Consider the following 25,446-nt stretch of genomic DNA (forward strand, 5'->3'; position numbering starts at 1 on the left):
CTCGGGCGATCGCGCGGCTCGTTCCGTCGGGCTCATGCGACGCTCCGCACCCGCGCCACCGCAAATGCGCCCGCGGCCGCGAACGCGGCGGAGAGCACGAACACGAGCACGAAGGAGCCGGTCAGGACGACCGCGGCGGCGCCGATCAGCGGCGCGATCGCCTGCGGAACGGCGGAGGCGATGTTCATGATGCCGAGATCCTTGCCCCGGCTCGCCGCGTCGGGCAGCACCTGCGTCGCGAGCGCCTGGTCGACGGAGAGGAAGCAGCCGTAGCCGGCGCCGAGGAGCCCGGCGGCGACCATCGCGACCGTGAGGTCGGGCACGAGCGCGAGCAGCAGTGCGGCGAGCGCCTGCAGCCCGGCGGCGACGAAGACGAAGACGCGGCGCTTCCCGGTGCGGTCGGACCAGCGGCCGAGGCCGAGTGAGGCGAGCACGACGAACACCATGTAGATGAGCGTCAGCACGATGAGGTCGTCTTCCGCGTTCTCGTCCTTCAGCCCGAACATGAGGAAGTACAGCAGCAGGCTCGTGCCGAGCGCGTTGCCGACCGAGACCAGCACGCGGCTGAGCAGCGTCCAACCGAAGTCGGGGTAGCGGCGCGGGCTGATCCAGAGCGAGGCGAGGATGCCGCGGGCGCTCACCCGCGCCCGATCGGCCGCGAGGAGCGGCTGGTCGCGCCGCAGCAGGAACGGGACGGCGAGCAGCACGAGCAGGAGCGCGAGCACCGCGTAGCCGGCCACCTGGCCGGCTACGAGCTCGGTGACGAGGAGGAGGCCGGCGATAATGCCGACCGCCTGCGGCGCCGACATCCAGCCGGACACGAAGCCACGCTGGCCGACCGGCACCTGATCGGAGATCGTCGCGGTGAGCGCCGCCGTCATGATGCAGAAGCCGATGGATGCCGCGACCCACGCCGTGCCGATCGCCCAGATCTCGGTCTGGAGGCCGAGCAGCACGAGGGAGACGGCGAACACGACCGCGCCGATCGCGATCCACGGCCGGCGGCGGCCGAAGCGGCTCGTCGTCCGGTCGCTCATCGCCCCCGTCAGCGGGTAGGCGATGATCGTGGCGACGGCCGCGATGCCGGAGATGATCCCGAAGGCGACGACCGAGTCGACCCAGTTCTCCGGGTGCAGCTCGGCGTCGATCTGCGCGGGCAGCAGCAGCTGGACCGGGGTCAGCTGGGCCATCCACACACCGAACCAGACCGTCGCGAAGGCGGCGATCCAGCCCGCGGAGACGCGCCGGACGGGCTCGGCGAACGCGCCGATCGCGCCGCTCGGCGGGCCGGATGCCGCGCCGGTCGCGGCGGCGCCGGGCTCGGGTGCGCCGGGGTCGATTCGGGTCATCGGGGATCCGCCATTCTCGAGAGGGCGTCGGCCGCTGCGGCGACGACGCGGGCGGCGGCCGCGTCGTCGCGGTCGACCAGCCAGGTGAGGGTGAGGCCGTCGGTGAAGGCGACGAGCACCCGCGCGACGTGCTCGACGGGCAGCCGCCAGCGTGCGCCGGTGAGCTCGGCGGCGGCCTCGAGGGCCTCGACGACGAGCTCGGCGTAGCGGTCGTACTGCGCGACGGCGAGCGGATGCCGCTCCGGCGAGCGGAGCGCGTACTGGGTGAGCTCGAGCATCGCCTGCTCGTGCTCGGGGTCGGCGCGGAGGTGCTCGAAGTAGCGGAGCAGGCCCGCCTCGACGAGCTCGGCGAGCGTGGCGCCCGCGCCGGCCGCCGCGATGAGCTCCTCCGGTGCGACCGCCTTCCGCTCGCGGGCGACGACCGTGCCGATCAGTTCGTCGACCAGCTCGTCGCGCGAGGCGAAGGCGTAGTGGAAGCTCGCGAGGCTCATGCCCGCCTCGGCGACGATCGCCCGGGTCGTCGCCTGCGCGAGGCCCTCGCGGGACACGACGCGGAGCGCCGCCTCGATGAGGGCCGAACGACGATCGGCCGCCGACATCCGCGCCATCGCGTGCTCCTCGTCGTCGACGCGCCGCGACTGCTGCGTCGCGACGGACTGGGACGCTTGACCCAGTCCGCTCAGTATGCAGCATCCGGCCCGCGATCGCTACGCTCGCTTCATGCGCCTCGGTGTCCTCGATGTCGGTTCCAACACCGTCCACCTCCTCGTCGTCGACGCCCACCCGGGCGCGCGGCCCATCCCGACCGCCTCGAACAAGTCGGTGCTGCGCCTCATGCGCTACCTCGAACCCGACGGCTCGATCAGCTCGGAGGGCGTCCAGGCGGTGCTCTCCGCGGTCGGCGAGGCGGCCCGGGCCGCCCGCGAGGCGGGCATCGACGAGCTCCTGGCCTTCGCCACCTCGGCGATCCGCGAGGCGGCGAACGGCGAGCACCTCCTCGACCTCGTCGAGCGCGAGACGGGCATCCGCCTCGACGTGCTCTCGGGAGAGGACGAGGCCCGCCTCACCTTCCTCGCCGTCCGCCGCTGGTACGGCTGGTCGGCCGACCGCATCCTGCTCTTCGACATCGGCGGCGGTTCGCTCGAGATCGCCCTCGGCGGCGACGAGGTGCCCGACGTGGCGCGCTCGCTGCCGCTCGGCGCGGGACGTTCGACGATCGCGTTCCTCCCCGACGATCCGCCCTCGGTCGAGCAGGTCGGTCGCCTGCGCGAGCACGCCCGGCGCGTGATCGAAGGGGCGCTGGGCGACTTCCGCGCGCACCCGGGACCGGACCACGTCGTCGGCTCGTCGAAGACGATCCGCTCCCTCGCCCGCCTCGCGGGCTGGACGGAGGACGGCGTCGGATCGTCCGGCCGGGCGATGCTGAAGCTCAAGGGGCTCGACGACTGGATCCCCCGCCTCGCCCGGATCCCCGCCGACGCGCGTCCCGCGCTGCCCGGCATCACCGCCGACCGCACCTTCCAGATCGTCGCCGGCGCCGTCGTGCTCTCGGAGGCCATGCGGGCCTTCGACGTCGACGAGCTCGACGTCTCGCCCTGGGCGCTCCGCGAGGGCCTCATCCTGCGCCGGCTCGACCACCTCGACTGAGGCCGGCCCCCGGGCGGTCGGGCGGCGCGGCCGCCGCCGCACCGCAGGCCGCCGCGCGCCGCCGCGTGCCCCCACTGGGATTCGAACCCAGACTTGAGCGGGTTTAAGCCGCCTGCCTCTGCCGGTTGGGCTATGGGGGCGCGGCGCGGGGCGGAGCGCCCCGGAACGCCGAACGCGGCGCCGCCCGGAGGGCGACGCCGCGTCACAGTGTAGTCAGGCGCTACTTCGCCGCAGCGGCGACGGCCTCTTCGATCGGCGCGTCGGCAGCGGGCGCCTCGGCGGCCGGTGCGGCCTTCTTCGTCGTGGTGCGCTTGGCCGGGGCCTTCTTCGCGGCCGGCTTCGCCTCGCCCTGCGCCGCGTCGACCGCGGCAGCCTTCGCCTTCGGCGCAGCCTTCGCGGCTGCGGCCTTCGGCTCGGCCTTCGCCGGCTCGGCGGGCTTCGTCGGGGCGGCGTCGGCGGCCGGCTTCGGACGGGCGGCGAACTCCTCGAACGCCGCGCGCGGGCGCTGCACGGCCGACAGCGACACGATGTCGCGGCCGAGCCAGAAGTTGTTCCACCAGCCCCAGAAGACGCGGAACTTGCGCTCCCAGCTCGGCATGGCGAGACCGTGGTAGCCGCGGTGCGCGAACCAGGCGATGAGGCCCTTGATCGCGAGCTTGCCCGACTGGAACACGCCGGAGCCGAGGCCGAGGCCGGCGACCGCGCCGAGGTTCTTGTGGACGTAGTTCTTCGGCTCCTCGCCGCGGAGCACCGCGACGACGTTCTTCGCGAGGAGCTTGCCCTGACGCACGGCGTGCTGGGCGTTCGGCACGCAGTAGCCGCCGACGCCGCCGCCAGTGAGGTCGGGGACCGCCGAGATGTCGCCGGCCGCCCAGGCGTCGGCCACGATGTCGTCGTCGTCGCCGACGCGGAGGTCGGCGCGGGTCTTGATGCGACCGCGCTCCTCGACCGGCAGGTCGCTCGTGCGCACGATGGCGGGGTTCGCCATCACGCCGGCGGTCCACACGATGAGGTCGGACTCGAAGCTCTCGCCCGTCGACAGCTCGATCTTGCCGTCGACGGCGCTCGTGAGCTGCGTGTCGAGGTGGATCTGCGCGCCGCGCTGGTCGAGGTGCTTGATGACCCAGTGGCTCGTCGGGAGCGACACCTCGGGCATGATGCGGCCCATCGCCTCGATGAGGTGGAAGTGGGTGTCCTCGAAGCTCAGCTGCGGGTAGTACTCGAGCAGGGCGCTCGCGAAGGAGCGGAGCTCGGCGAACACCTCGATGCCGGCGAAGCCGCCGCCGACCACCGTGACGGTGAGCAGGCGGTCGCGCTCGGGACCGGCGGGCAGGTTGGACGCCTTGTCGAAGTTCGAGAGCAGGCGGTCGCGGATCGCGACGGCCTCCTCGATGGTCTTCAGGCCGATCGCGTTCTCGGCGATGCCGGGGATCGGGAAGGTGCGCGAGACGGCGCCGCCCGTGACCACGACGACGTCGTAGTCGAACTGCCAGGGCTCGCCCTCGGCCGGGGTGATCGTCGCGGTCTTCGCCGCGTGGTCGATCTTCGTGACCTTCGCGGTGACGACGTTCGTCTTCTTCAGGTGACGGCGCTGCGCGACGACCGCGTGGCGGGCCTCGATCGAGCCGGCCGCGACCTCGGGCAGGAAGGGCTGGTACGTCATGTAGGGCAGCGGGTCGACCACGGTGACCTCGGCTTCGCCGGGACGCAGCCACTTCTCGAGCTTCCACGCGGTGTAGAAACCTGCATACCCGCCGCCGACGATGAGAATCTTGGGCACGGTGAATGGACTCCTTGATTTCTGGGGATGGGCGGTCAGTCCCCGCCGCCGCGGGTGCTCCGCCTGATATGCCGAGTGGCGCCGATGCCCAACAGCGCTGCTAGCGTACCAAATCCCGCGACCAGTGAGAGCGGGATCGTGATATATGCGAGCGTCCACGAGGTGGGCAGCAGGGTCTGGGTGCTCGCCGACTCGGGCAGCGGGGGGTCGGCGTTCGGCACGATCTGCTCGTCCGGAGCCTCCGTCGCCGGCGCCTCGCCGCTCGCGCGGCGGTGCAGGCGGATCCAGTCGGAGAGGCTGCCGAGGGGGTTCGCCTCGACCTTCGGCACGTCCTCCGTGAGGGCGGCGACCGGGTCGATGATGCCGTAGCCGTAGAGCGGCCCGCCCACCGGATGCCCCTTCGGGTCGGCCGTGGAGATGACGCGGTTGATCACGTTCGCCGCGTCGAGCTCGGGGTACTGGGCGCGCACGAGGGCCACCAGACCGGAGACGATCGGGGCCGCGGCGCTCGTGCCGCTCCACTGCACGTAGGAGCCGTCAGGGCGCACGCCGACGAGGTCCTCGCTGGGCGCCGCGACTGCGATCGTGATGCCCTGGGAGCTCGCGTCGAAGCTCGCGTTGCCCTCGCGGTCGACGCCGGCGACGGTGAGCACGCCGGGGATCGTCGCCGGCGCCCCGACCTCGGTGGTGCCGCTGCCGCGGTTGCCTGCGGCGGCGACGATCACGACGTCGTGCTCGAAGGCGTGCATGAACGCGGCGTCCCAGCTCTCGGGCCAGTCGCGGGTGTTGCGGGTGAGCGACATGTTGATGACGTCGGCGCCGTTGTCGACGGCCCAGGTCACCGCCTCCGCGATCTGGTCGTCGTTGGATGCCGCGGCGCCGGTGTCCTCGCCGAAGGCGACGGAGGCGGTGAGGATGGATGCCTCGGGCGCGACGCCGATGACGCCGTTGCCCGGGGTGGACCCGCGTCCCGCGAGGAGCGAGGCCACCATGGTGCCGTGCTCGGGCTTCTCGCCGACGGGCGTCTGGCCGTCGGGCGAGCCGAGCCCCGAGACATCCGTGCCCCCGGTGATGGCGCCCTTCAGCTCCACGACGGTGCCGGCGACGCCGGTGTCGATGACGGCGACGGTGACGCCCTTGCCCTTCGTCGTGTTCCAGGCCGTCGAGAAGCCGTACTCGCTCAGCCAGTACTCGAGGTCGCGCACGGTGTCGGCGTGCGCCGGTGCCGCGCCGACGCCGACGAGGGCCGCGGTCGCGGCGGCGAGCGCGAGCCCCCGCACGATCCGCGACGCGCGCCCGCCGCGCCGGCGCCCGGTCATCGGCCGGGCTCCCCCGCGGCTTCGCCCGCGCTGGATGCGTCGTCGCCCGCCTCGTCGTCGACGCCGTAGTCGGCGCACTGGCACACGGCGGGCGACCAGCTCGAGCGGGCGAGCGCGAGGTCGCCGATCGGATTCGCGCCGGGCCCGGCGGCGAGCGCGTGGGCCGCGACGGCGTGCAGGCACTTCACGCGGGTGGGCATGCCGCCGGCCGAGATGCCGGCGATCTCGGGCACCTCGCCGAAGCGCGCGCGGTCGGCGAGGTAGTCCTCGTGCGCCCGCGCGTAGCCCGCGGCGAGCTCGGCGTCGTCGTGCAGCAGGGCGTTGCACTCGACCATCAGCTGCGCGGCCTCGAGGAAGCTCATCGCGGCGGTCGCGGCGGGGTGGCTCAGGTAGTAGAACGTCGGGAAGGGGGTGCCGTCGGCGAGGCGCGGGGCGGTCGCGACGACCGTGGGCGCGCCGCACACGCAGCGGGCCGCGATGCCGACGACGTCGCGCACGGGTCGGCCGAGCTGGGCCGAGACGATGCGGAGGTCCCGGTCGGCGACGGGCTCGAAGGGCGGGCGGGTCATCGGGTACCTCCGGATGGGGCCGCGGCGGGCGGCGTGGTCGCTGCGGGGTCGGCGGGCGGCGCGCTCGGGTCGGCGGGCCCGGGGGCGAGCCCGGCCGTCATCACCGAGTCGAGCAGGCTCGTCAGCCAGTCGTGCTTCGCCTCGGTCACCTCGGCGGACACGGCCTGCTCGGTCTCGGTCTTCGCGGCGTCGCTGCGGTCGTCGATGACGAGGTAGCTGACCTCGCCGGGGAGCACGTAGTAGAGCCGTTCGCGCGCCTGCGTCACGATGAACGTCTCATCGCTCCAGCGTTCGCGTTCGGCACGGAGCTTCGTGAGCTCGGCCTCCTGCTGCGAGACCTCGGCCCGGAGCTCGGCGATCTGCTGCCGCTGGGAGGCGAACGCGGAGATGGTCGGGGCCAGCACCACGACGGCGAGCACGAGCAGGCCCATCATGATGAGCGAGAACCCGGAGAAGCGGATGCCGCCGAGCCATCCGCTGCGGACGGCGCCGGCCTCGGGCGTCGCGGCGCTCGCCGACGGCGTCGCTCGCGCACGGGTGCTCCGCGGCTCGCGCGCCCTCCCGGCCGAGGTCGGGCCCGGCTCGTGGCCCGCTGCGGGCTGCGCGGGCGGTCTCGGCCGTCCGGGGCGCTGGGGACGCTTCGGTCCGCTCATCGCGCCTCCTTCCCGGCCGATCGCCCGGGGACGCAGCAGGGGGCGGCCGCTCGGCCGCCCCCTGTCGTTCGCGTGCGCTCTCGCGCCGCGCCCGTCTTACGCCGTGAAGCGCGGGAACGCCGTGCGACCGGCGTACACCGCGGCCTCACCGAGCTCTTCTTCGATCCTCAGAAGCTGATTGTACTTGGCGACCCGCTCGGAACGGGCGGGCGCGCCCGTCTTGATCTGGCCGCAGTCGGTGGCGACGGCGAGGTCGGCGATGGTCGTGTCCTCGGTCTCGCCGGAGCGGTGCGAGAGCACGGCGGTGTAGCCGGCGCGCTGCGCGAGCTTCACCGCGTCGAGCGTCTCGGTGAGGGTGCCGATCTGGTTCACCTTCACGAGGATCGAGTTGCCCGCGTGCTGCGCGATGCCGTCGGCGAGGCGCTTCGGGTTCGTGACGAACAGGTCGTCGCCGACGAGCTGGAGCTTCTGCCCGAGCGAGGCGGTGAGCTCGGCCCAGCCGGCCCAGTCGTCCTCCGCCAGCGGGTCCTCGATCGAGACGAGCGGGTACGCCTCGGCGAGCTCCGCGTAGTACGCGTTCATCTCGGCCGCGCTGCGGTCCTTGCCCTCGAAGCGGTAGACGCCGTTCTCGAAGAACTCGGTCGAGGCGACGTCGAGGCCGAGCGCGATGTCGGTGCCGAGCGTGAAGCCGGCCTTCTGCACGGCCTCGGAGATGAAGTCGAGCGCGGCGCGGTTGTGCGCGAAGTCGGGGGCGAAGCCGCCCTCGTCGCCGAGGCCGGTCGAGAGACCGTTGGCCTTCAGCAGGCTCTTCAGCGCGTGGTAGGTCTCGACGCCCCAGCGGAGGCCCTCGGAGAAGGTCGGGGCGCCGACCGGGAGGATCATGAACTCCTGGATGTCGACGCCGGTGTCGGCGTGCGCGCCGCCGTTGATGATGTTCATCATCGGCACGGGCAGGACGTGCGCGTTCGGTCCGCCGAGGTAGCGGAACAGGGGCAGGTCGGCGGCGTCGGCCGCGGCCTTCGCGACGGCGAGGGAGACGCCGAGGATGGCGTTCGCGCCGAGGCGGCTCTTGTTGTCGGTGCCGTCGGCCTCGATGAGGGCGGCGTCGACGAGGCGCTGGTCGCTCGCGTCGAGGTCTTCGACGGCCGGGCCGAGGACGTCGAGCACGGCGTCGACGGCCTTCTGCACGCCCTTGCCGAGGTAGCGGTCGGCGTCGCCGTCGCGCAGCTCGTAGGCCTCGAACGCCCCGGTCGACGCGCCCGAGGGCACCGCGGCCCGCGCGAGCGAGCCGTCGTCGAGGAGCACCTCGACCTCGACGGTGGGGTTGCCGCGCGAGTCGAGAATCTCGCGCGCGCCGACTGCTTCGATGAATGCCACAGTGGACTCCTCTGATGGGGGCTTCGTGGGGTTGGGAAGGTGTGGACGACGCCATCGTGATCCGCCGCCCAGTCTAGAGGCGTCGGCGGGGGCCACAACTCCGCGGGTCGCGCTACTCGCCGAGCTCGCGGAACTCGAGCGCCGCGGCGTCCGCCGTCTCCGGCGTGACGGTGGCGAAGGCGTCGAAGCCGTCGGCGGTGACCCGGTCGAGGAGGGCGCGCAGGTTCTTCACCCGGCGCTCCAACCGGACGCGGATGCCCGAGGCGACGAGCTCGCGCTTGATCGCGAGCAGGCGCTCGGCGGGGACGGCGCCGTCGTGCACGAGCACGACCGCCCGGGGGCGCCCGGCGTCGCGGAGCTCCAGCAGGTCGACGATGCGCTCGAAGCCGATCGAGAAGCCGCAGGCGGGCACCTCCTGGCCGAGGAACCGCCCGATCATCCCGTCGTAGCGGCCGCCGCCGCCGAGCGAGTAGCCGAACTCGGGGTGGGCGATCTCGAAGATCGTGCCGGTGTAGTACCCCATGCCCCGCACGAGGGTCGGGTCGAACTCGATCGCCGCGCCCGGCAGTGCGTCGCGGAGTGCGAGGAGCTCGCGGTAGGCGTCGAGGTCGAGCCAGGCCGGCGGCGGGACGACGCCGTCGTGCAGGTGCCAGTCGGCGCTCGTGAGGCCGTGCAGCGCCTCGACGACGGTGTCGGCCGCGGGGACCGCGCCGATCTCGACGAGCTCGGCGGCGACGCCGTCGACCCCGATCTTGTCGAGCTTGTCCACGGTGATGAGCGCGCGCTCGCGGAGCTCGGCCGGGACGCCCCAGGCGCCGAGGATGCCGGCGAGGATGCGCCGGTCGTTCAGCCGGATGGTGCAGCCGGCGAGCCCGAGCGCGTCCAGGGTCGCGACGGTCGCGGTGAGCAGCTCGAGCTCGGCGAGCGGGGTGGCGTCGCCGATGATGTCGATGTCGCACTGCACGAACTGCCGGTAGCGCCCCTTCTGCGGGCGCTCGGCGCGCCAGACCGGCGCGATCTGGATGGATCGGAACACGGGCGGCAGGGCCGCGCGGTGGGTCGCGTAGAAGCGCGCGAGCGGCACCGTCAGGTCGTAGCGGAGGCCGAGGTCGGCCAGGGAGAGCGCATCGCCGGACGCGGCCGCCGCGGCGAGCTCCCGCTCGCCGAGGCCGCGCTTCATCACGGCGAAGGCGAGCTTCTCGTTGTCGCCGCCGAGGCCCGCGTGGAGCCGCGAGCTGTCCTCCACGACCGGCGTCTCGATCTCGTCGAAGCCGTGCGCGGCGTAGACCCCGCGGATGACGCCGAGCGCGTGCTCGCGGCGGGCCTTCTCGGCGGGGAGGAAGTCGCGCATGCCGCGCGGAGGCGTGACGGTCTGGGCCATGCGCCCATTCTTCCAGGCGCGGGCGGTCGCTCGCGCCGCCGGACGCCGGGCCCGCGCCACCCGGTTAGCGCGGCTCGGCGTGCGCGGATGCATCGGCGGCCCGCACCTCGGCGGTGAAGTCCCGCACGGCGCCGCGCAGCGCGCGCTCGGCGTCCAGGCCGCGCGCCCGCGCCTCGGCGACGATCCGGAGCAGCGCCTCGCCGAGCTCGGCCTCGTCGCCCGGGAACGAGCCGCCCGGGAACGAGTCACCCCGGAATGAGTCAGCGGGGGACGAGTCGGCCGGGAACGGCTCGCCCGGCACCGCCTCGTCCGGGGCATCCGTCCGCGGGCCGGGCACGACCCCGGCCTTCTCGGCCTTCGTCAGCACCTTCGCGGCGAGCGCGAGCGCCGGCATCCCCATCGGCACGCCGTCGAGCACGCTCGTGCGATGCGGCTTCTCGTCGGCCTTCAGCTCGTCCCAGAACCCGACGACGTCCTCGGCGGTCTCGGCCTCGCGATCGCCGAACACGTGCGGATGCCGGGCCACCATCTTCGCCGTCATGTGCCTCGCGACGTCCTCGAGGTCGAAGTCCTCGCCGGGGGTGTGCGCGGCGAGATCCGCGTGGAAGAGCACCTGGTAGAGCACGTCGCCGAGCTCCTCGATCATCTCCGCGCGGTCGCCGGACTCGATCGCGTCGATGAGCTCCCAGCACTCCTCGACGAGGTACTGCACGAGCGAGGCGTGCGTCTGCTCCGCGTCCCAGGGGCAGCCGCCCGGCGCGCGGAGGAGCGCGACCGTCGCGATGAGCTCGTCGAGGGCGGGGTGGGCGGCTGCCGGCGATGCGGCTGCGGGATGCGCTGCGGCGGTCATGGGCCCAGCCTAGGCGCACGCGGAATCCCCGGATCGTGCGGCGGGCCCCGCTCCCCCGCCCGGTGCGCTAGCGTGCTGCACAGGGGGATCAGCGAGGGAAGGGCGCGGACGCTGATCGGCCGGACGGATGAACTCGCGAGGCTCCTGGCCTTGCTGACGACGGAGCGCGCCACGCCCACCGCGATCTTCCTCGACGGGGCGATCGGCATCGGCAAGACCGCGCTCGTGAGCGCCGTGCTCGCCACGCCGGGGCTGCCGCGCAGTTACTTCGCCCGCCCGGCCGAGTCGCCGGCGCTCATCCCGCTCGAGGGGGTGCGCGGCATCGTCGAAGCGCTCCTCGACGAGGATCTCCCGGCGCTCCTCGCGGACGGCCGCTCGATGCGCTCGCTGCGCCGACGCGTGCACGACGCGATCACGGGGCCCGCGCTGCTCGTCGTCGACGACGCGCAGTGGCTCGACGACGATTCGCTCGATCTGCTCGTCGAGCTGCTCTCGACGCCCGGCGCGACCGGGACGGCCTTCCTCTTCGCCCATCGCAGCTCCTTCGAGCCCGAGCGCTTGTCCCGGGCGGCGACCCGCGGCGGCCTCCTCGTCACCCGCCTCTCGCTCGGTCCGCTCGACGAGGCCGCCGCCCGGCGGCTGCTGGGGCGCTACGGCTCCGACGCCCCGGAGGCGCTCCGCCTCGCCGCGGGCAATCCGCTCTACCTGCGGCTCCTCGCGGAGGGCGGCCGTGCCCTCGCCGGGGCATCCGATCCGACGGGCCTCGCGGATGACGCGCCGGCGAGCCTCGATCGCACCCTCCGTCTGGAGATCGCGGGGCTGCCGACCGACGCGCGAACCCTCCTGCACGCCCTCTCGCTCGAGCCCGCCCCGCCGCCGACCGCGTTGCCCGCCCTCACCGGGCTCGACGACGCCGCGCTGCTCCGCGCGGCGGACCGGCTCGCCGTGCACGGCCTCACCGATCCGCACCAGCTGGAGATCCTGCATCCGCTCGTCCGGGCCGCCGCGTACCGCGACCTCGGCGCCGCGGAACGGCGACGGCTGCACCGCAGCGCGGCGGGGCTGCTCCGCCGGCCGCTCGATCGGGCCGCGCACCTGCAGCGCCTCGGCGCCCACCTCGCGGAGGCGGAGCTCGAACAGCTGATGGCCGCGGCGTCGCAGGTGCTCGCGACCGCACCGCGCAGCGCCCTCGGCCTCCTCGAGCCGACCCGGCGCCTCCCGCACGCCGGCCGCGACCTGCTGCTCGCGCACGCACTGCTCCTCGACGGGCGGCCGCGCGAGGCCGAGCCGCTCCTCGCCCGGCTCAGCACGACGGACGAGACCTGGCGGCCCGCGACGGCCCTCCTGCTGCAGTCGCTCCGCATCCAGGGCCGGCCCGACGAGGCGGTCGAGCTCGTCCGCGAGGTCCCCGAGTGGGAGCGCCATCCGGAGCTCGCCGTCGAGGCGGCCACGCTGATGGTGATGCACGAGCACAGCCAGGACCTCTCGCGCATCGAGCGGGCCGCCGGGGCCTCGGGGTCTCCGGGCGTCCGCGCGGCGCTCGCGGCCCTCGCCGCGCTCGCGCACCTACGGCGCGGCGACGTGGCCGAGGCGCGTGCCCCGTACGCGACCGCGCGCGAGGGGTTCCTCTCGATCACGGGATCGGAGATGCTGCCGGTCATCGACGCCGTCACGGCGGCGGGCTGGAGCGCCCACATGGTCGGCGACTTCGCCGGCGGCGTCGCCTTCGTGGAGCGGGCGATCCGGCTCGCGGAGCAGCACGGCCGCTTCCACGCGCTGCCCCACCTCTACTCGATCCTCGCCTTCCTCAGCATTCCGCTCGCCCGCACCTCGGAAGCGACCGAGCTCGCCGAGCAGGCGATCGACGCGGCCGAGCGCTACCAGTGGCCCGACGTCGTCCCGCTCGCCACGACGGCGGCGCTGGTCGCCGCACCCGATCGGCAGGCGACCGAGCACTGGTACGGCCGGCTCGCCGCGCTGGCGCCGCCGCGCACCTGGTGGTGGCGCGAGGTGACCCAGATCTTCCGCGCCCGGGTCGAGATCCGCTTCGGGCTCCCCGCCGAGCTCTCGACGCTCCGCCGCACCGAGGGCACCGTCTTCGACATCCAGAAGCACATCGGACTCGGCGAGCTCGCGCTCGCGCGCGGGGAGCTCCGCGCGGCGCAGCGGGAGGCGGCGCAGGCGGCGGAGCTGGAGCGCCGGTTCGGCGTGCCCTACCTGTCGGGCCAGGTCGCCCACTATCAGGCGGAGGTGCTGCGCGCCGCCGGTCGCCTCGCCGACGCGCGGGCGGCGGGGCGGACCGCCGTGGCGCAGTTCACGGCGGCGGATGCGCCGCTCTACGTCCGGAGCACCGAGGCATGGCTCCGGCGGCTGGACCGGACGGCCGGCGCGGCGGGAACGGACGGCGCCCCCGGTACCGAGCCGTTGACGCCTCGCGAGCGCGACGTCGCCCAGCTCGCCGCCGACGGGCTCAGCAACCGGGAGATCGCGGCGCGGCTCTTCCTCAGCGTGCGCACGGTGGAGAGCCACGTCGCGAAGATCCTGCGTAAGCGCGGGCTCCGCTCCCGAGCGGGCCTCGCTCGCGACCTCGACGGCCCTGGCGCGGAGCGCCGTGACGACGGGTGAGCATCGCGCGCGGCGCGCGGCTCACGCTGCGCGGATGGCGGCGCGCGGCGCGGCCTCAGGCCTCCCGGCTCGGCTAGTGCACGACGGCGAGGAGCACGCCGACGCCGATGAACAGGCTGCCGAAGATCCGGTTGACGATGCGCTGGCCCCGCGCCGACGCGGTGAGCCGCCGCAGCCCCTGGGCCGCGAAGGCGAAGAAGCCCCACATCACGATCACATCGACCGCGACCACTGTCGCGCCGACCACGAGGTACTGCGGCAGCAGCGGCATCCCCGGCCGGATGAACTGCGGCAGGAACGCGAGGAAGAAGACGATCGCCTTCGGGTTCAGGAGATTCACCCAGAGCCCGCGGCGGAACATCGACCAGCGCGACTCCCCCGCAGGCACCGCGGCGACCGGGGCGGCCGGCGCTTCGGCATCGGCGTCCGGGTGGCGGCCGCCCGCCGGGTGCGCGGCGTCGGCGGCCGCGGCATCGGTACCCGCCGCCTCCGCGGCGGCGTCGGCGCTCGGTTTCGCGAGGATCTGGCGGATGCCGAGATACACGAGATAGGCGGCGCCGGCGTAGCGGATGATCTCGAAGACGAGCGGCGAGGAGGCGACGAGCACGCCGACACCCGCCGCGACGATCACGATGTGCACGACGAGCGCGGCCTGCTGGCCGAGGATGCCCCAGATGGAGCGGCGGAACCCGACCGCGAGCGAGTTGCCCATCGTGTTGATCGCCCCGGCCCCCGGCGTGAAGCTGATCACGAAGCAGGCGGCGAGGAGCGTCGCCCAGAGGGAGAGGGTCACCGCTCAAGCGTACGCGGCCCCGGTCGTCCACCTGCACGCACGCTGCCGGGGCCATCCGCCCGCACGAGCAGGCCGAGTCATCCGCCCGCACCCGCCACGCACCCCGCGGCGCCAGGCCCCCGCACGGTAGGATCGATGGCGGAGTGCCGGGAAGTCTGGTCGGCGAATGAGATCGAAGACCGTACGAAAGGCTCGCATGAACCTCCTCCGATCCGAGCGCTGGGCCGCCGTGCTCCTGCTCGTCGCCGCCGCCCTCGGCCTCCTCCTCGCGAACACCTCCGCGGGTCCCGGCCTCCTCGCGCTGAAGACCGAGCACCTCGAGCTGCCGTGGCTCGGACTCGACCTCTCGATCGGCCATTGGATCAGCGACGGCCTCCTCGCGATCTTCTTCTTCATCGTCGCGGTGGAGCTGAAGCGCGAGCTCGTGATCGGCGAGCTGAACAGCCTCTCGAAGGCGCTCCTGCCCGCGATCGCGGCCGTCGGCGGGGTCGTCGTGCCCGCCCTCATCTACGTCGCGTTCACCGCGGGCAGCCCGACCGTCGACGGCTGGCCCATCCCGACGGCGACCGACATCGCCTTCGCGCTCGGCGTGCTCGCGGTGTTCGGCACGTGGATCCCGACGCGCGTGCGCGTCTTCCTCCTCGCGCTCGCCGTGCTCGACGACCTCATCGCGATCCTCATCATCGCGTTCTTCTTCACGAGCGACGCCGACCTCGCCTCCCTCGGCTTCGCCGGCATCGCGATCGCCCTGTTCGGGGCCGTCAGCCGGATGATGAAGCCGCGGTCGGCGTGGATCCTCTCGCGTCGACCCCAGTGGCCCATCGTCGCCGTGCTGATCGTGCTCGGCGTGCTCGCCTGGTATTTCGTCTACCAGTCGGGGGTGCACGCGACGATCGCCGGCGTCGCCCTCGGCCTCGTCATGGCCCGTCGTCCGGGGGGACGCGCGGTGCACGCGCTCGAGCCCTGGTCGAACGGCGTCGTGCTGCCCCTCTTCGCCCTGTCCGCGGCGATGGTCGCGGTGCCGCAGGTGAGCCCCTCCGAGCTCGACCCGGCGTTCTGGGGCATCCTCGTGGGGCTCCCGGTGGGCAAGATCGTCGGCATCCTGATCGGCGGCGGGATCGGCGCGCTCGTCGCCCGCCGCCGCGACAGCACCCCGCTCACGTGGGGCGATCTGCTCGTCGTGGGTGCGCTCGGCGGCATCGGCTTCACCGTGTCGCTGCTGATGAACGAGCTCGCCTTCGCGGGGCTGCCCGAGGTCGCCGACGAGGGCACGCTGGCCGTGCTGCTCGGCTCGGGGGTCGCGATCGTGGTCTCGGCCGTCGCGGTCACGCTGCGTTCGGCGCAGTACCGCCGCCGCGGGGCGAAGGCCGGCGTGGGCGGAGCGTTCTCCCGATGAGCGCGTTCGACGACGGAGGCGGTCCGGGCTACGGCGCGGACGACGAGCTGTCCGAGGGCGCGGAACCGGCGAGCGCGCACCTCCGAGCCGAGCTCCGGCCGCGTCGGCTGCGCGGCATCGGCAAGCTCGTGCACACGGTGCTGCTCGTCGCGGGCGAGGCGACGAGTCTCGGCGGACCGTCCGTCGCCGAGCTCGTGGTCGTGCGGGCCGACACGGCCGCGCCCGTCATCCGCACGAAGGCCGGCTCGCTCGTCGAGGCCGACACGCTGCTGCAGCAGATCCGCACCGACCTCGAGACCATGACGGTGGCGGAGTTCCTCGCCGAGTGGGGCCACCTGAAGCCGTAGCCCGGCCCTCCTCGCGGGAGGAGATTCGCATCCCGGGAGGCCTCCGGGCCCGGGAACGTCCTCCCCCGGTGACGATCTCCTCCCGCCGGAACGCGGCGGGCCGACCCTGGCCCGCTCAGCCCTGCTCGGCGGGCGCGGCGGCGGGCGCCTGCTCGAAGATGTTCGCCACGAGCCGCGACACCCACTCGATGAGGTCGCCGTCGCCCGGCGCCTCCCCGCCCGGGGTGGGGAACGGCACCAGGATGACGTCGTTCTGGGCGAAGTGCTTCGCGCCCGGGTAGAGGCGCTCGAGCCGCACCCGCCTGGAATCGGGGATCTTCGCCGGCGCGATGCGGAGCTTCGACCCCGTCGCGATGACCTCGGCGAGTCCGGCGAGCTGGGCCTGACGGCGGAGCCGGGAGACCGCGACGAGGTGCTCCACCGACTCGGGCGGGGTGCCGTAGCGGTCGACGAGCTCCTCGAGCACCTGGTCGATCTGCCCCTCCTTCGACGCCGGCCCGCTCGCGGCGGAGAGCTTCTGGTAGGCCTCGAGCCGCAGCCGCTCGCTGTCGACGTAGTCGTCGGGGATGTGCGCGTCGACCGGCAGCTCGAGCCGGAGCTCGGTCTGCCCCTCCGCGACCTCGCCGCGGAACGCCGAGACGGCCTCGCCGATCATCCGCAGGTAGAGGTCGAAGCCGACGCCCGCGATGTGTCCGGCCTGCTCGGCGCCGAGCAGGTTGCCGGCGCCGCGGATCTCGAGGTCTTTCAGGGCGATCTGCATGCCGCCGCCGAGCTCGTTGTTCGCCGCGATCGTCGAGAGCCGGTCGTGCGCGGTCTCGCTGAGCGGCTTCGACGGGTCGTACAGGAAGTAGGCGTACGCCCGCTCGCGACCGCGACCGACGCGGCCGCGCAGCTGGTGCAGCTGCGAGAGCCCGTACTTGTCGGCGCGGTCGATGATGATCGTGTTCGCGTTGGAGATGTCGAGCCCGGTCTCGATGATCGTCGTCGAGACGAGCACGTCGAACTTGCGCTCCCAGAAGTCGCTCACGATCTGATCGAGGGTGTGCTCGGGCAGCTGGCCGTGCGCCACGGCGATGCGGGCCTCCGGCACGAGCTCGGCGAGCTGCGCGGCGACTCGGTTGATCGACGAGACCCGGTTGTGCACGAAGAACACCTGCCCCTCGCGGAGCATCTCGCGGCGGATGGCCGCGCCCACCTGCTGCTCGGAGTAGGGCCCGACGAAGGTGAGGATCGGGTGGCGGTCCTCCGGGGGCGTCGCGAGCGTCGACATCTCGCGGATGCCGGTGACGGCCATCTCGAGCGAGCGCGGGATCGGCGTCGCGCTCATCGCGAGGATGTCGACGTTCGTCTTCAGCTTCTTGAGCGCGTCCTTGTGCTCGACGCCGAAGCGCTGCTCCTCGTCGATGATCATCAGGCCGAGGTCTTTGAACTGCACCTTCTCGGTGAGGATGCGGTGGGTGCCGATGACGAGGTCGACGGTGCCGTCGGCGAGGCCGGCGAGGGTCTCCCGCGCCTCCTTGTCGGTCTGGAATCGGCTGAGGGCGCGCACGTGCACGGGGAACCCGGCGAAGCGCTCGGTGAAGGTCTCGAAGTGCTGCTTCACGAGGAGCGTTGTCGGCACGAGCATCGCGACCTGCTTGCCGTCCTGGATCGCCTTGAAGGCCGCGCGCACCGCGACCTCGGTCTTGCCGAAGCCGACGTCGCCGGCGAGCAGCCGGTCCATCGGGATCGGCCGCTCCATGTCGGCTTTCACCTCGTCGATGGTCTGCAGCTGGTCGTGGGTCTCCGTGTACGGGAACGCCTCCTCCAGCTCGTGCTGCCACGGGGTGTCGGGCCCGAAGGCGTGCCCCTTCGCCGCCATCCGCGCCGAGTAGAGCTTCACGAGCTCGACCGCGATGTCGCGCACGGCCTTGCGCGCGCGCCCCTTGGCCTGCGCCCAGTCGCTGCCGCCCATCTTCGACAGCGACGGCGCCTCGCCGCCGACGTAGCGGCTGAGCAGGTCGAGCTGGTCCATCGGCACGTACAGCCGGTCGCCCGCCTGCCCGCGCTTCGACGGCGCGTACTCGAGCACGAGGTACTCGCGGACCGTCGTCGGCTGCTGGGCGATGCCCGCCGAGCGGCTCGGCCCCTTCGGCCGGGTGCCCGTCGCGACCTCGCGCTGGACGAGCTCGACGAAGCGCCCGATGCCGTGCGTCGCGTGCACGACGTGGTCGCCGGGCTTCAGCTGGATGGGGTCGACGACGTTCCGGCGGCGGGTCGCGAGCTTCTTGCCGGCGCGCTGGTCGTAGGCGGCCGACCGGCCGTAGAACTCGGCCTCGGCGAGGAGTCCGAGCTTCGCCTCGGGGACCTCGAAGCCGGCCGCCGCCTCCGCCTGCACCAGGAGCACGACGCCGGGCTCCGGGTCGGCCGGCACCGCGTCGACGATGCGCGCGGCGAGCCCCGCCTCGGCGAGCACGTCCCGCGCGCGCTCGACGAGCCCCTGGCCCGCCGCGGCGACGACGAGCGACCAGCCCTCGCGCATGCGCTCGGCGACGTGGTCGACGGCGCCGGAGACGTTGCCCTGGAAGCTCGGCATCGCGTTCGCCGCGATGCGCACGTAGCTGGCGTCGAGCTCGAGGTCGTCGGCCGCATCGCCCGCGTCGAACGGGGAGAGGGTCCACCACGCCCGATTCGGATCGGGCTCGCCGGGGGCGCTGAAGGTCGCGGCCTCGCGGAGCTCGCGGAGCGTCAGGAAGTCGCCGGCGTCGAGGTCGATCGGCGCGCCCGCGCCGACGGTCGCCGCGTTCCAGGCGGCCGCGAGGAACTCCCGGTTCGTCTCCGCGAGGCTCGCCGCGCGGCCGGCGACGCGCTCGGGCGCGATGACCGCGATCGCGGCCTCGGCGGGCAGGTAGTGCGTGAGCGGCACGAGTCGTTCGGTGAGGGCCGGCGCGAGGGACTCCATGCCCTCGACGGGGATGCCCTCGGCGATCTTCTCGAGCATCTGCGCGAGGCTCGGGAACTCGTGCACCATCTCGCGGGCGCGCTGGCGCACCGGGGCGGTGAGCAGCAGTTCGCGGCTCGGGGCCAGGTGCACGCGCTCGATGGGCTCGGGCAGCGAACGCTGGTCGGCGACGGAGAAGGCGCGGAGCTCCTCGACCTCGTCGCCGAAGAACTCGACGCGGACGGGGTGGTCGGCGGTCGGTGGGAAGACGTCGAGGATGCCGCCGCGCACGGCGAACTCGCCGCGGCGGGAGACCATGTCGACGCGGGCGTAGGCGAGGTCGACGAGCCGCAGGGCGAGCTCCGCGAGATCGTACCCGCGGCCGCCCGCGACGAGCTCGATCGGCGCGAGCTCGGCGAGGTTGTCGGCGATCGGCTGGAGGGCGGCGCGCACGGAGGCGACGACGACGAGCGGATGCCGCTCGCCCGCGGAGGCGCCCCACTCGTGCAGGCGGCGGATGGCGTGCAGCCGCCGCCCGACGGTCTCGGCGCTCGGCGAGAGCCGCTCGTGCGGCAGGGTCTCCCACGCCGGGAACTCCAGCAGTTCGGCGTCGGCCGGGAGGTAGGGCGCGAGCGCGCCGCGGAGCGACTCGCCCTCGCGGCTGGTCGCGGTGACCGCGAGGAGGACCGGCGCGAGACCGGCGGCCCGGCGGCGCTCGAGGAGCCCGGCGAGGAGCGGGGCGTCGAGCCCGGGAGGGGCGGAGAAGTCCGCGCTGCGCTGGGCCTCGCCGAGGGCGCGCTCGATCGTGGAGGCGCGCTCGAGCGCCGTGTTCAGACCCTGCAGACTCACCGGAGAAGTCTACGTCGCACCGCCGACACGAGGGCCGGTCGAGGCATCCGCCCCGCCGCTGCCGGTCCGTGCGCGGTGGTGCCGGATACGATTGGCGCGGCCAGACGGAAGGACCAGCCCCATGATCATCGCCGCCGCAGACGGATCGGCCCTCGGAAACCCCGGCCCGGCGGGCTGGGCCTGGTACGTCGCCGACGACTGCTGGGCCGCCGGCGGCTGGAAGCACGCCACGAACAACCAGGGCGAGCTCACGGCGGTGCTCGAGCTCTTCCGCGCGACGGCGCACCTCGACGAGGAACTCCTCGTGAAGTGCGACAGCCAGTACGTGATCAACTCGGTGACGAAGTGGATGCCGAACTGGAAGCGCAAGGGCTGGCGCAAGTCCGACGGCAAACCCGTGCTGAACGTCGAGCTGCTGAAGCAGATCGACGAGGCGATCGCGGGACGGCGCTACCGCTTCGAGTGGGTGAAGGGCCACGCCGGGCACGCGATGAACGAGGCCGCCGACGAGCGCGCCCGCGCCGTCGCGGAGGCGTACCGGAGCGGCTCGGCGATCCCCGCCGGCCCCGGCTGGTCCGGCGCGTGCGCGGCCGAGGACGGGGCGGATGCCGCGGCGGCGCCCGCCGCGAGCGCGACCCCGAGCAGCACCGGCCCGAGCAGCACTGCCCCGAGCAGCACCGCCCCGAGCAGCACTGCCCCGGGCGCGGCCTCCGCGAGCACGTTCCGGGCATCCGCGGAGCCCGACGTGCCGAGCCACGACGACCGCTCCCCCGCCGACGCCACGCTCTTCGACTTCGACGACCCGGCGGCCGACTGGCTGACCATGTCGATCGAGCTCACCACCGACGAGCACACGAGGCTCGTCGAGCGTGCCCGCGCCGCGGGCACGAGCCCCGAGGAGTTCCTCCGCGGCCTGATCTAGCGGCGCCTGATCTCGCGGCCCGATCTCGCGACCCGATCTCGCGGCGCCTGATCTCGCGGCCCGATCTCGCGGTGCTCCGCGGCCCGGCTCAGCTCGGCGCGTGGAAGCGCTGCTGCGCGGCGAGGAGCCCGTCGTCGGCGATCGCCTCGACGGCGTCCGCGGCATCCGCGAGGAGGTTCGGCAGCGTCTGCCGCTCGGTGCCGGAGAAGTCCTTCAGCACGAAGTCGGCGGCGTCCTGCCGGCCGGGCGGCCGGCCGATGCCGACGCGGACCCGGAGGTAGTCGGGGCCCAGCGCCTTCGAGATGTCCCGCAGGCCGTTGTGGCCGCCGTGGCCGCCGCCCTGCTTCAGCCGCACGGTGTCGAAGGGCAGGTCGAGCTCATCGTGCACGACGATGAGCCGCTCGGGCGGCACGTCGTAGAACTTCGCGAGCGCCGAGACCGGGCCGCCCGAGGTGTTCATGTAGCTGTTCGACTTCGCGAGCACGAGCTTCGGGCCGCCCGGGCGGAGGAAGCCCTCGGCGACGCGCGACGGGGTCTTGTGGCTCTTGAAGCTCGCACCGAGGCGGGCGGCGAGCTCGTCGAGCACCATCTGCCCGACGTTGTGCCGGTTGCCGGCGTACTGCGCTCCGGGGTTGCCGAGTCCGACCACGAGCCACGTGTTCTGGGCCACCTCGGGTTCCTCTCGCGCACGCCGCCGGAACCACGCCATCCGGTGCTCCGTCCAGGTCGATCGGGCCGATCGGCCCGATGACCGAGCGTACCCGACGGCGGAGGCGGGCCGTGCGCCCGGGGACGGCGAGGGCCCGCCGCGATCCGGGGATCGGGGCGGGCCCTCGTGACGATGCGGCCGGAGTTACTCGGCGGCCTCCTCGGCGGGAGCCTCTGCGGCCTCCTCGCCCTCGGCGGGCTCCTCGGTCTCGGCGGCCTTCTGCGGCACGTGCACGTTCACGACGAGCGCGTCGGCGTCGCTGATGAGCGCGGCGCCCTTGGGCAGCGGCACGTCCTTGGCGTGGAGCTGCGTGCCCTCCTCGAGGCCCTCGACGGAGACGACGACGTTCTCGGGGATGTGGGTGGCCTCGACCTCGAGCAGCAGGGTGTGCGAGTCGAGGTCGGCGACGGTGCCCGAAGCGGACTCGCCCTCGAGGTGCACGGGCACCTCGACCTGGACCTTCTCGCCCTTCTTCACGACGATGAGGTCGAGGTGCTCGATGACCTGGTGCACCGGGTCCTTCTGGACGTCCTTCACGAGGGTGAGCTGGCTCTTGCCCGCGATCTGCAGGTCGAGCACGGCGTTCGCCTTGCGGATGATGAGGCCGATCTGGTGCGCCGGCAGGCTCACGTGCACCGGGTCGGTGCCGTGGCCGTACACGACGGCGGGGATGCGGCCGGCGGCGCGCAGCTTGCGGGCCGCGCCCTTGCCGAACGAGTCGCGCTCGAGGGCTTCGACCTTGTTGTCTTCGTCCATGGTGGTTCTCCTTGCGGGGCCCGAGGTGGTGCGCTCCGGAGTGGTGCGCTCTGGCGGCCCAGATCGTTGTCTGTTCTCTTCAACTCGAACGCGCGGCACCCGAGGGGTGCGCGTGAGGAATCGCCGTGAGTCGCATTCGACCGCGTCGATCACGGATGCCTCGTGCCGGCTCTCGCCCGCCCGCGGCATCCCTCGCCGAAGTTCAATCGCCCAGTCTACCCGATCCCCGCGATCCGGCCGAGCGGCCCGTTCGGCGACCCCGCAGTCGACGCCGCGGACGCCCTCGTGCGACCCCGCGCAGCACCTCGGCCCCGCCGCGCACTACGCTGAGAAGACCCCACTTTCCCGTTCCGAGGAGAATGACCTTGCCTGAAGCCGTCGCGAACATCGGAGTCGTCGGACTCGCCGTCATGGGTTCGAACCTGGCGCGCAACCTCGCCAGCCGGGAGGGGAACACCGTCGCGGTGTTCAACCGCTCCCCCGAGCGCACCCGCACGCTCGTGACCGAGCACCCGGAGGCGGGCTTCGTCGCCGCCGAGAGCTACGACGAGTTCGTCGCCTCGCTCGCGACCCCGCGCACCGCCATCATCATGGTCCAGGCGGGCCGCGGCACCGACGCCGTCATCTCCGAGCTCGTGAGCCGCTTCGAGCCGGGCGACATCATCGTCGACGGCGGCAACGCGAACTTCCACGACACCATCCGCCGCGAGGGCGAGATCAGCCCCACCGGCATCCACTTCGTCGGCACCGGCATCTCCGGCGGTGAGGAGGGCGCGCTGAACGGCCCCTCGATCATGCCCGGCGGCACCGCCGAGTCCTACGAGACCCTCGGCCCGATCCTCGAGACCATCGCCGCCCGCGCCCCCGAGGACGGCGCGCCCTGCGTGACCCACGTCGGCACCGACGGCGCCGGCCACTTCGTGAAGATGGTGCACAACGGCATCGAGTACGCCGACATGCAGCTCATCGCCGAGGCGTACGACCTCATCCGGCAGGGCACCGGCAAGTCGCCCGCCGAGATCGCCGACATCTTCGCCGAGTGGAACACCGGCGAGCTCGAGAGCTACCTCATCGAGATCACGGCCGAGGTGCTGCGCCAGGTCGACGCCGAGACGGGCGCCCCGCTCGTCGACGTCATCCTCGACTCCGCCGGCGCGAAGGGCACCGGCGCCTGGACCGTGCAGAACGCCCTCGACCTCGGCGTCCCCGTCTCGGGCATCGCCGAGGCGGTGTTCGCGCGGAGCCTCTCCTCGCAGCGCGCGCAGCGCGAGGCCGCACGAACGCTGCCCGGCCCCGACGCCGGCTGGGCGGTCGCCGACGCCGACGCGTTCATCGAGGACGTCCGTCAGGCGCTCTACGCGTCGAAGATCATCGCCTACTCGCAGGGCTTCGACGAGATCATCGCCGGCGCCGCGCAGTTCGGCTGGGACGTCAAGAAGGGCGACATCGCCCGCATCTGGCGCGCCGGCTGCATCATCCGCGCCCGCTTCCTGAACCGCATCGCCGACGCCTACGCCGAGAACCCCGAGCTGCTGGCCCTCGTCGTCGCGCCCTACTTCCGCGACGCCGTCGCCGGCGCGCAGCAGGCCTGGCGCCGCGTGGTCGTGGCCGCCGCCCAGTCCGGCATCCCGGCCCCGGCGTTCGCCTCCTCGCTCGCGTACTACGACGGCCTCCGCGCGGAGCGGCTGCCGGCCGCCCTCGTGCAGGGCCAGCGCGACTTCTTCGGGGCGCACACCTACCAGCGGGTCGACAAGCCCGGCGTCTTCCACACGCTCTGGTCCGGCGACCGCAGCGAGATCGAGACGACGCCGTCGTCGCACTGATCGCACGCACGACCCGACGGCGCGAGCCCGGCCCGCCGCACGCGGGCCGGGCTCGCGGCCGTTAGGCTCGCGACGATCGCACGTTCCCACGACCGTACAGACACCAGACCAGGAGGCGCGGATGCCGGAACCGAGCTGGAAGCGCGAGGGGAAGGACCCCGACTACCGGTTCTCGCTCGCCAACGAGCGCACCTTCCTCGCCTGGATCCGCACCGCGCTCGCCCTCATCGCGGGCGGCGTGCTGCTGCACGAGTTCGCCGCCGGCATCGGCCCGCGCGCGGTCGTGACGGTGCTGTCGGTCGGTCTCGGCGTCGCCGCCGCGGGCCTCGGGCTGCTGTCGTACCTCCGCTGGCGCAGCAACGAGATCGCGATGCGCCACGACCGGCCGCTCCGCTTCAGCTGGTCCCTCCCGGTGCTCGCGGGCGTCTGCCTCGTCACCTCGGTCGTGCTCACGGTGTTCCTCATCCTGCCGTGAGCACGGTCATCCGCGATCCGGGGCTGCAGCCCGAGCGCACGGCGCTGTCGTGGACGCGCACCGCGCTCGTCGTCGCCGTGAACGCGTTGCTCGCGCTCCGCACGGGGCTCGTCGAGGGCGAGCCGTGGCTCGTCGTCACGGGCGCCGTGCTGTTCTTCGCGGCGGGCGCCGTGGGCGCCGTCGGCGGCGTGCGCCGGCGGGAGCTCAGCGAGGGCCGCTACGCGCCCGCGCCGTGGCTCATGCTGGCCGTCGCCGCGGCGACGCTCGCCGCAGCCGCTGCGGGGATCGCCTCGGTGTTCGCCGGGCGCTGAGCCGGCGCTGAACCGGGCGCCGAGCGCGGGCTGCGGGCGTGCGGCGGACGCGTTCGTCTCCGTGCCGGCATCCGCCCCGCTGCCGTGCACCCAGCCGCGGATGCGAGACTGGAGCACATGGCACCGCGCGACCTCGAACCACGCCACCCGGCGGAGCCCGGCGAGCCCGGCCCCCGCGGCCCGCGCGACTGGGACGAGGTGCCCGCGGAGCTCGCCTTCGCCGAGGACGGGCCCGCCGAGGGCCCGAGCCGCTGGGAACGCCGCCGCCGCGCCATCCGCATCACGGTGATCGTCGCGCTCGTCGCGATGCTCGCTCCCATCGTGCTGTCGACCGTCTCGGTCGCGCAGTCGAGCGCGGCGCGCAGTTGCGCCGTCATCGTCGCCGGCTTCGACCGGGATGCCGTGGGCTCGCACGTGTCGCTCGAGCTCTTCGGTCCCGGCGGCCCCGGCTGGATCTGCTACGCGGATGCCTCGGGCGAGCCGCGGGCGGTCGCGAACCTCGGCCTGCTGCCGGGCGCCCCGCCGCGCGTGCTCGGCCCCGACGAGGTGCCCGCCTAGTCGGCGCGCTCCCCTGCGCCGCTGCGACCCGTGCGCT

Annotated in this window: 22 protein-coding genes and 1 tRNA gene; 9 read left to right on the forward strand and 14 right to left on the reverse strand. The window is 73.5% G+C overall.

All coding sequences use genetic code 11. The annotated features are described in order from the left end of the window. Positions 1-32 precede the first annotated feature (32 nt). Both ROT00_RS09785 and ROT00_RS09790 read right to left on the reverse strand, forming a co-directional pair. On the reverse strand, positions 33-1,349 hold the full coding sequence (locus ROT00_RS09785; protein ID WP_404774410.1) for an MFS transporter: 1,317 nt from the start codon (positions 1,347-1,349) through the stop codon (positions 33-35). Next, positions 1,346-1,957, reverse strand: coding sequence for a TetR/AcrR family transcriptional regulator (locus ROT00_RS09790; protein ID WP_404774412.1), 612 nt, complete (start codon positions 1,955-1,957; stop codon positions 1,346-1,348). The genes ROT00_RS09785 and ROT00_RS09790 overlap by 4 nt, the downstream gene beginning before the upstream one ends. A 112-nt stretch (positions 1,958-2,069) precedes the next feature. Between ROT00_RS09790 and ROT00_RS09795 the strand changes: the two genes are divergently transcribed. Further along, positions 2,070-2,996, forward strand: a complete 927-nt coding sequence (locus ROT00_RS09795; protein ID WP_404774414.1) for a Ppx/GppA phosphatase family protein — start codon at positions 2,070-2,072, stop codon at positions 2,994-2,996. A gap of 66 nt (positions 2,997-3,062) precedes the next feature. On the opposite strand, the gene ROT00_RS09800 is transcribed toward ROT00_RS09795, so the two are convergent. The 8 genes from ROT00_RS09800 to ROT00_RS09835 form a co-directional block, all read right to left on the reverse strand. Then, positions 3,063-3,136 (reverse strand) — tRNA-Leu (locus tag ROT00_RS09800). A gap of 80 nt (positions 3,137-3,216) precedes the next feature. Further along, positions 3,217-4,776 (reverse strand): NAD(P)/FAD-dependent oxidoreductase, encoded by a 1,560-nt coding sequence (locus ROT00_RS09805; RefSeq protein WP_404774415.1) that lies wholly within the window; start codon positions 4,774-4,776, stop codon positions 3,217-3,219. A gap of 35 nt (positions 4,777-4,811) precedes the next feature. Next, positions 4,812-6,095: a S8 family serine peptidase gene (locus ROT00_RS09810; protein WP_404774417.1), complete on the reverse strand. Its 1,284-nt coding sequence runs from the start codon at positions 6,093-6,095 to the stop codon at positions 4,812-4,814. Then, entirely contained in the window at positions 6,092-6,664 is a 573-nt protein-coding gene (locus ROT00_RS09815; RefSeq protein WP_404774419.1) for a DUF501 domain-containing protein, read from the reverse strand. Before ROT00_RS09815 ends, ROT00_RS09810 begins: the two co-directional genes overlap by 4 nt. Then, positions 6,661-7,317: an FtsB family cell division protein gene (locus ROT00_RS09820; RefSeq protein ID WP_404774421.1), complete on the reverse strand. Its 657-nt coding sequence runs from the start codon at positions 7,315-7,317 to the stop codon at positions 6,661-6,663. Before ROT00_RS09820 ends, ROT00_RS09815 begins: the two co-directional genes overlap by 4 nt. A gap of 96 nt (positions 7,318-7,413) precedes the next feature. After that, complete coding sequence (eno, locus tag ROT00_RS09825) at positions 7,414-8,694, reverse strand: phosphopyruvate hydratase (protein ID WP_404774422.1); 1,281 nt, start codon at positions 8,692-8,694, stop codon at positions 7,414-7,416. A 112-nt stretch (positions 8,695-8,806) separates the two neighbouring features. Then, the gene (gene hisS, locus ROT00_RS09830; RefSeq protein WP_404774423.1) at positions 8,807-10,075 is read right to left on the reverse strand and encodes a histidine--tRNA ligase; all 1,269 of its coding nucleotides are present in this window, start codon (positions 10,073-10,075) and stop codon (positions 8,807-8,809) included. Positions 10,076-10,139: 64 nt separating this feature from the next. Further along, complete coding sequence (locus ROT00_RS09835) at positions 10,140-10,925, reverse strand: nucleoside triphosphate pyrophosphohydrolase (RefSeq protein WP_404774425.1); 786 nt, start codon at positions 10,923-10,925, stop codon at positions 10,140-10,142. Here ROT00_RS09835 and ROT00_RS09840 point away from each other — a divergent pair. Beyond that, the gene (locus tag ROT00_RS09840) at positions 10,908-13,550 is read left to right on the forward strand and encodes a helix-turn-helix transcriptional regulator (protein ID WP_404774427.1); all 2,643 of its coding nucleotides are present in this window, start codon (positions 10,908-10,910) and stop codon (positions 13,548-13,550) included. The two genes, ROT00_RS09835 and ROT00_RS09840, sit on opposite strands and share 18 nt — an antisense overlap. A gap of 73 nt (positions 13,551-13,623) precedes the next feature. Here the strand turns inward: ROT00_RS09840 and ROT00_RS09845 are convergent, their stop codons facing one another. After that, on the reverse strand, positions 13,624-14,343 hold the full coding sequence (locus tag ROT00_RS09845; RefSeq protein WP_404774429.1) for a LysE family transporter: 720 nt from the start codon (positions 14,341-14,343) through the stop codon (positions 13,624-13,626). Between the two features lie 196 nt (positions 14,344-14,539). On the opposite strand from ROT00_RS09845, the gene nhaA reads away from it, so the two are divergent. Together nhaA and ROT00_RS09855 are read left to right on the forward strand one after the other, a co-directional pair. After that, a complete protein-coding gene (gene nhaA / locus ROT00_RS09850) occupies positions 14,540-15,739 on the forward strand; it encodes a Na+/H+ antiporter NhaA (protein WP_404774431.1) in 1,200 nt (399 codons plus the stop codon). After that, positions 15,736-16,086, forward strand: coding sequence for a hypothetical protein (locus ROT00_RS09855; RefSeq protein WP_404774433.1), 351 nt, complete (start codon positions 15,736-15,738; stop codon positions 16,084-16,086). Before nhaA ends, ROT00_RS09855 begins: the two co-directional genes overlap by 4 nt. Positions 16,087-16,201: 115 nt before the next feature. On the opposite strand, the gene mfd is transcribed toward ROT00_RS09855, so the two are convergent. Further along, the gene (gene mfd, locus ROT00_RS09860; RefSeq protein ID WP_404774434.1) at positions 16,202-19,855 is read right to left on the reverse strand and encodes a transcription-repair coupling factor; all 3,654 of its coding nucleotides are present in this window, start codon (positions 19,853-19,855) and stop codon (positions 16,202-16,204) included. A gap of 121 nt (positions 19,856-19,976) precedes the next feature. On the opposite strand from mfd, the gene ROT00_RS09865 reads away from it, so the two are divergent. After that, complete coding sequence (locus ROT00_RS09865) at positions 19,977-20,777, forward strand: ribonuclease H family protein (RefSeq protein WP_404774436.1); 801 nt, start codon at positions 19,977-19,979, stop codon at positions 20,775-20,777. A gap of 88 nt (positions 20,778-20,865) precedes the next feature. Here the strand turns inward: ROT00_RS09865 and pth are convergent, their stop codons facing one another. Further along, complete coding sequence (gene pth / locus ROT00_RS09870; protein WP_404774437.1) at positions 20,866-21,486, reverse strand: aminoacyl-tRNA hydrolase; 621 nt, start codon at positions 21,484-21,486, stop codon at positions 20,866-20,868. A gap of 144 nt (positions 21,487-21,630) precedes the next feature. Beyond that, entirely contained in the window at positions 21,631-22,242 is a 612-nt protein-coding gene (locus ROT00_RS09875) for a 50S ribosomal protein L25/general stress protein Ctc (protein WP_404774439.1), read from the reverse strand. Between the two features lie 359 nt (positions 22,243-22,601). On the opposite strand from ROT00_RS09875, the gene gndA reads away from it, so the two are divergent. From gndA to ROT00_RS09895, 4 genes are all read left to right on the forward strand, one after another. Beyond that, positions 22,602-24,065 carry an NADP-dependent phosphogluconate dehydrogenase gene (gene gndA, locus ROT00_RS09880; protein WP_404774440.1) on the forward strand — a complete coding sequence of 488 codons (1,464 nt, stop codon included), beginning with the start codon at positions 22,602-22,604 and terminating at the stop codon, positions 24,063-24,065. Between the two features lie 121 nt (positions 24,066-24,186). Continuing rightward, positions 24,187-24,540: a YidH family protein gene (locus ROT00_RS09885; RefSeq protein WP_404774442.1), complete on the forward strand. Its 354-nt coding sequence runs from the start codon at positions 24,187-24,189 to the stop codon at positions 24,538-24,540. After that, complete coding sequence (locus tag ROT00_RS09890; RefSeq protein ID WP_404774443.1) at positions 24,537-24,851, forward strand: DUF202 domain-containing protein; 315 nt, start codon at positions 24,537-24,539, stop codon at positions 24,849-24,851. Before ROT00_RS09885 ends, ROT00_RS09890 begins: the two co-directional genes overlap by 4 nt. Positions 24,852-24,968: 117 nt before the next feature. After that, complete coding sequence (locus ROT00_RS09895) at positions 24,969-25,409, forward strand: hypothetical protein (protein ID WP_404774445.1); 441 nt, start codon at positions 24,969-24,971, stop codon at positions 25,407-25,409. Positions 25,410-25,446 lie beyond the last annotated feature (37 nt).

The organism is Agromyces mediolanus (assembly GCF_044917495.1).
In the GTDB taxonomy this organism is placed as follows: Bacteria; Actinomycetota; Actinomycetes; order Actinomycetales; family Microbacteriaceae; genus Agromyces; species Agromyces mediolanus_B.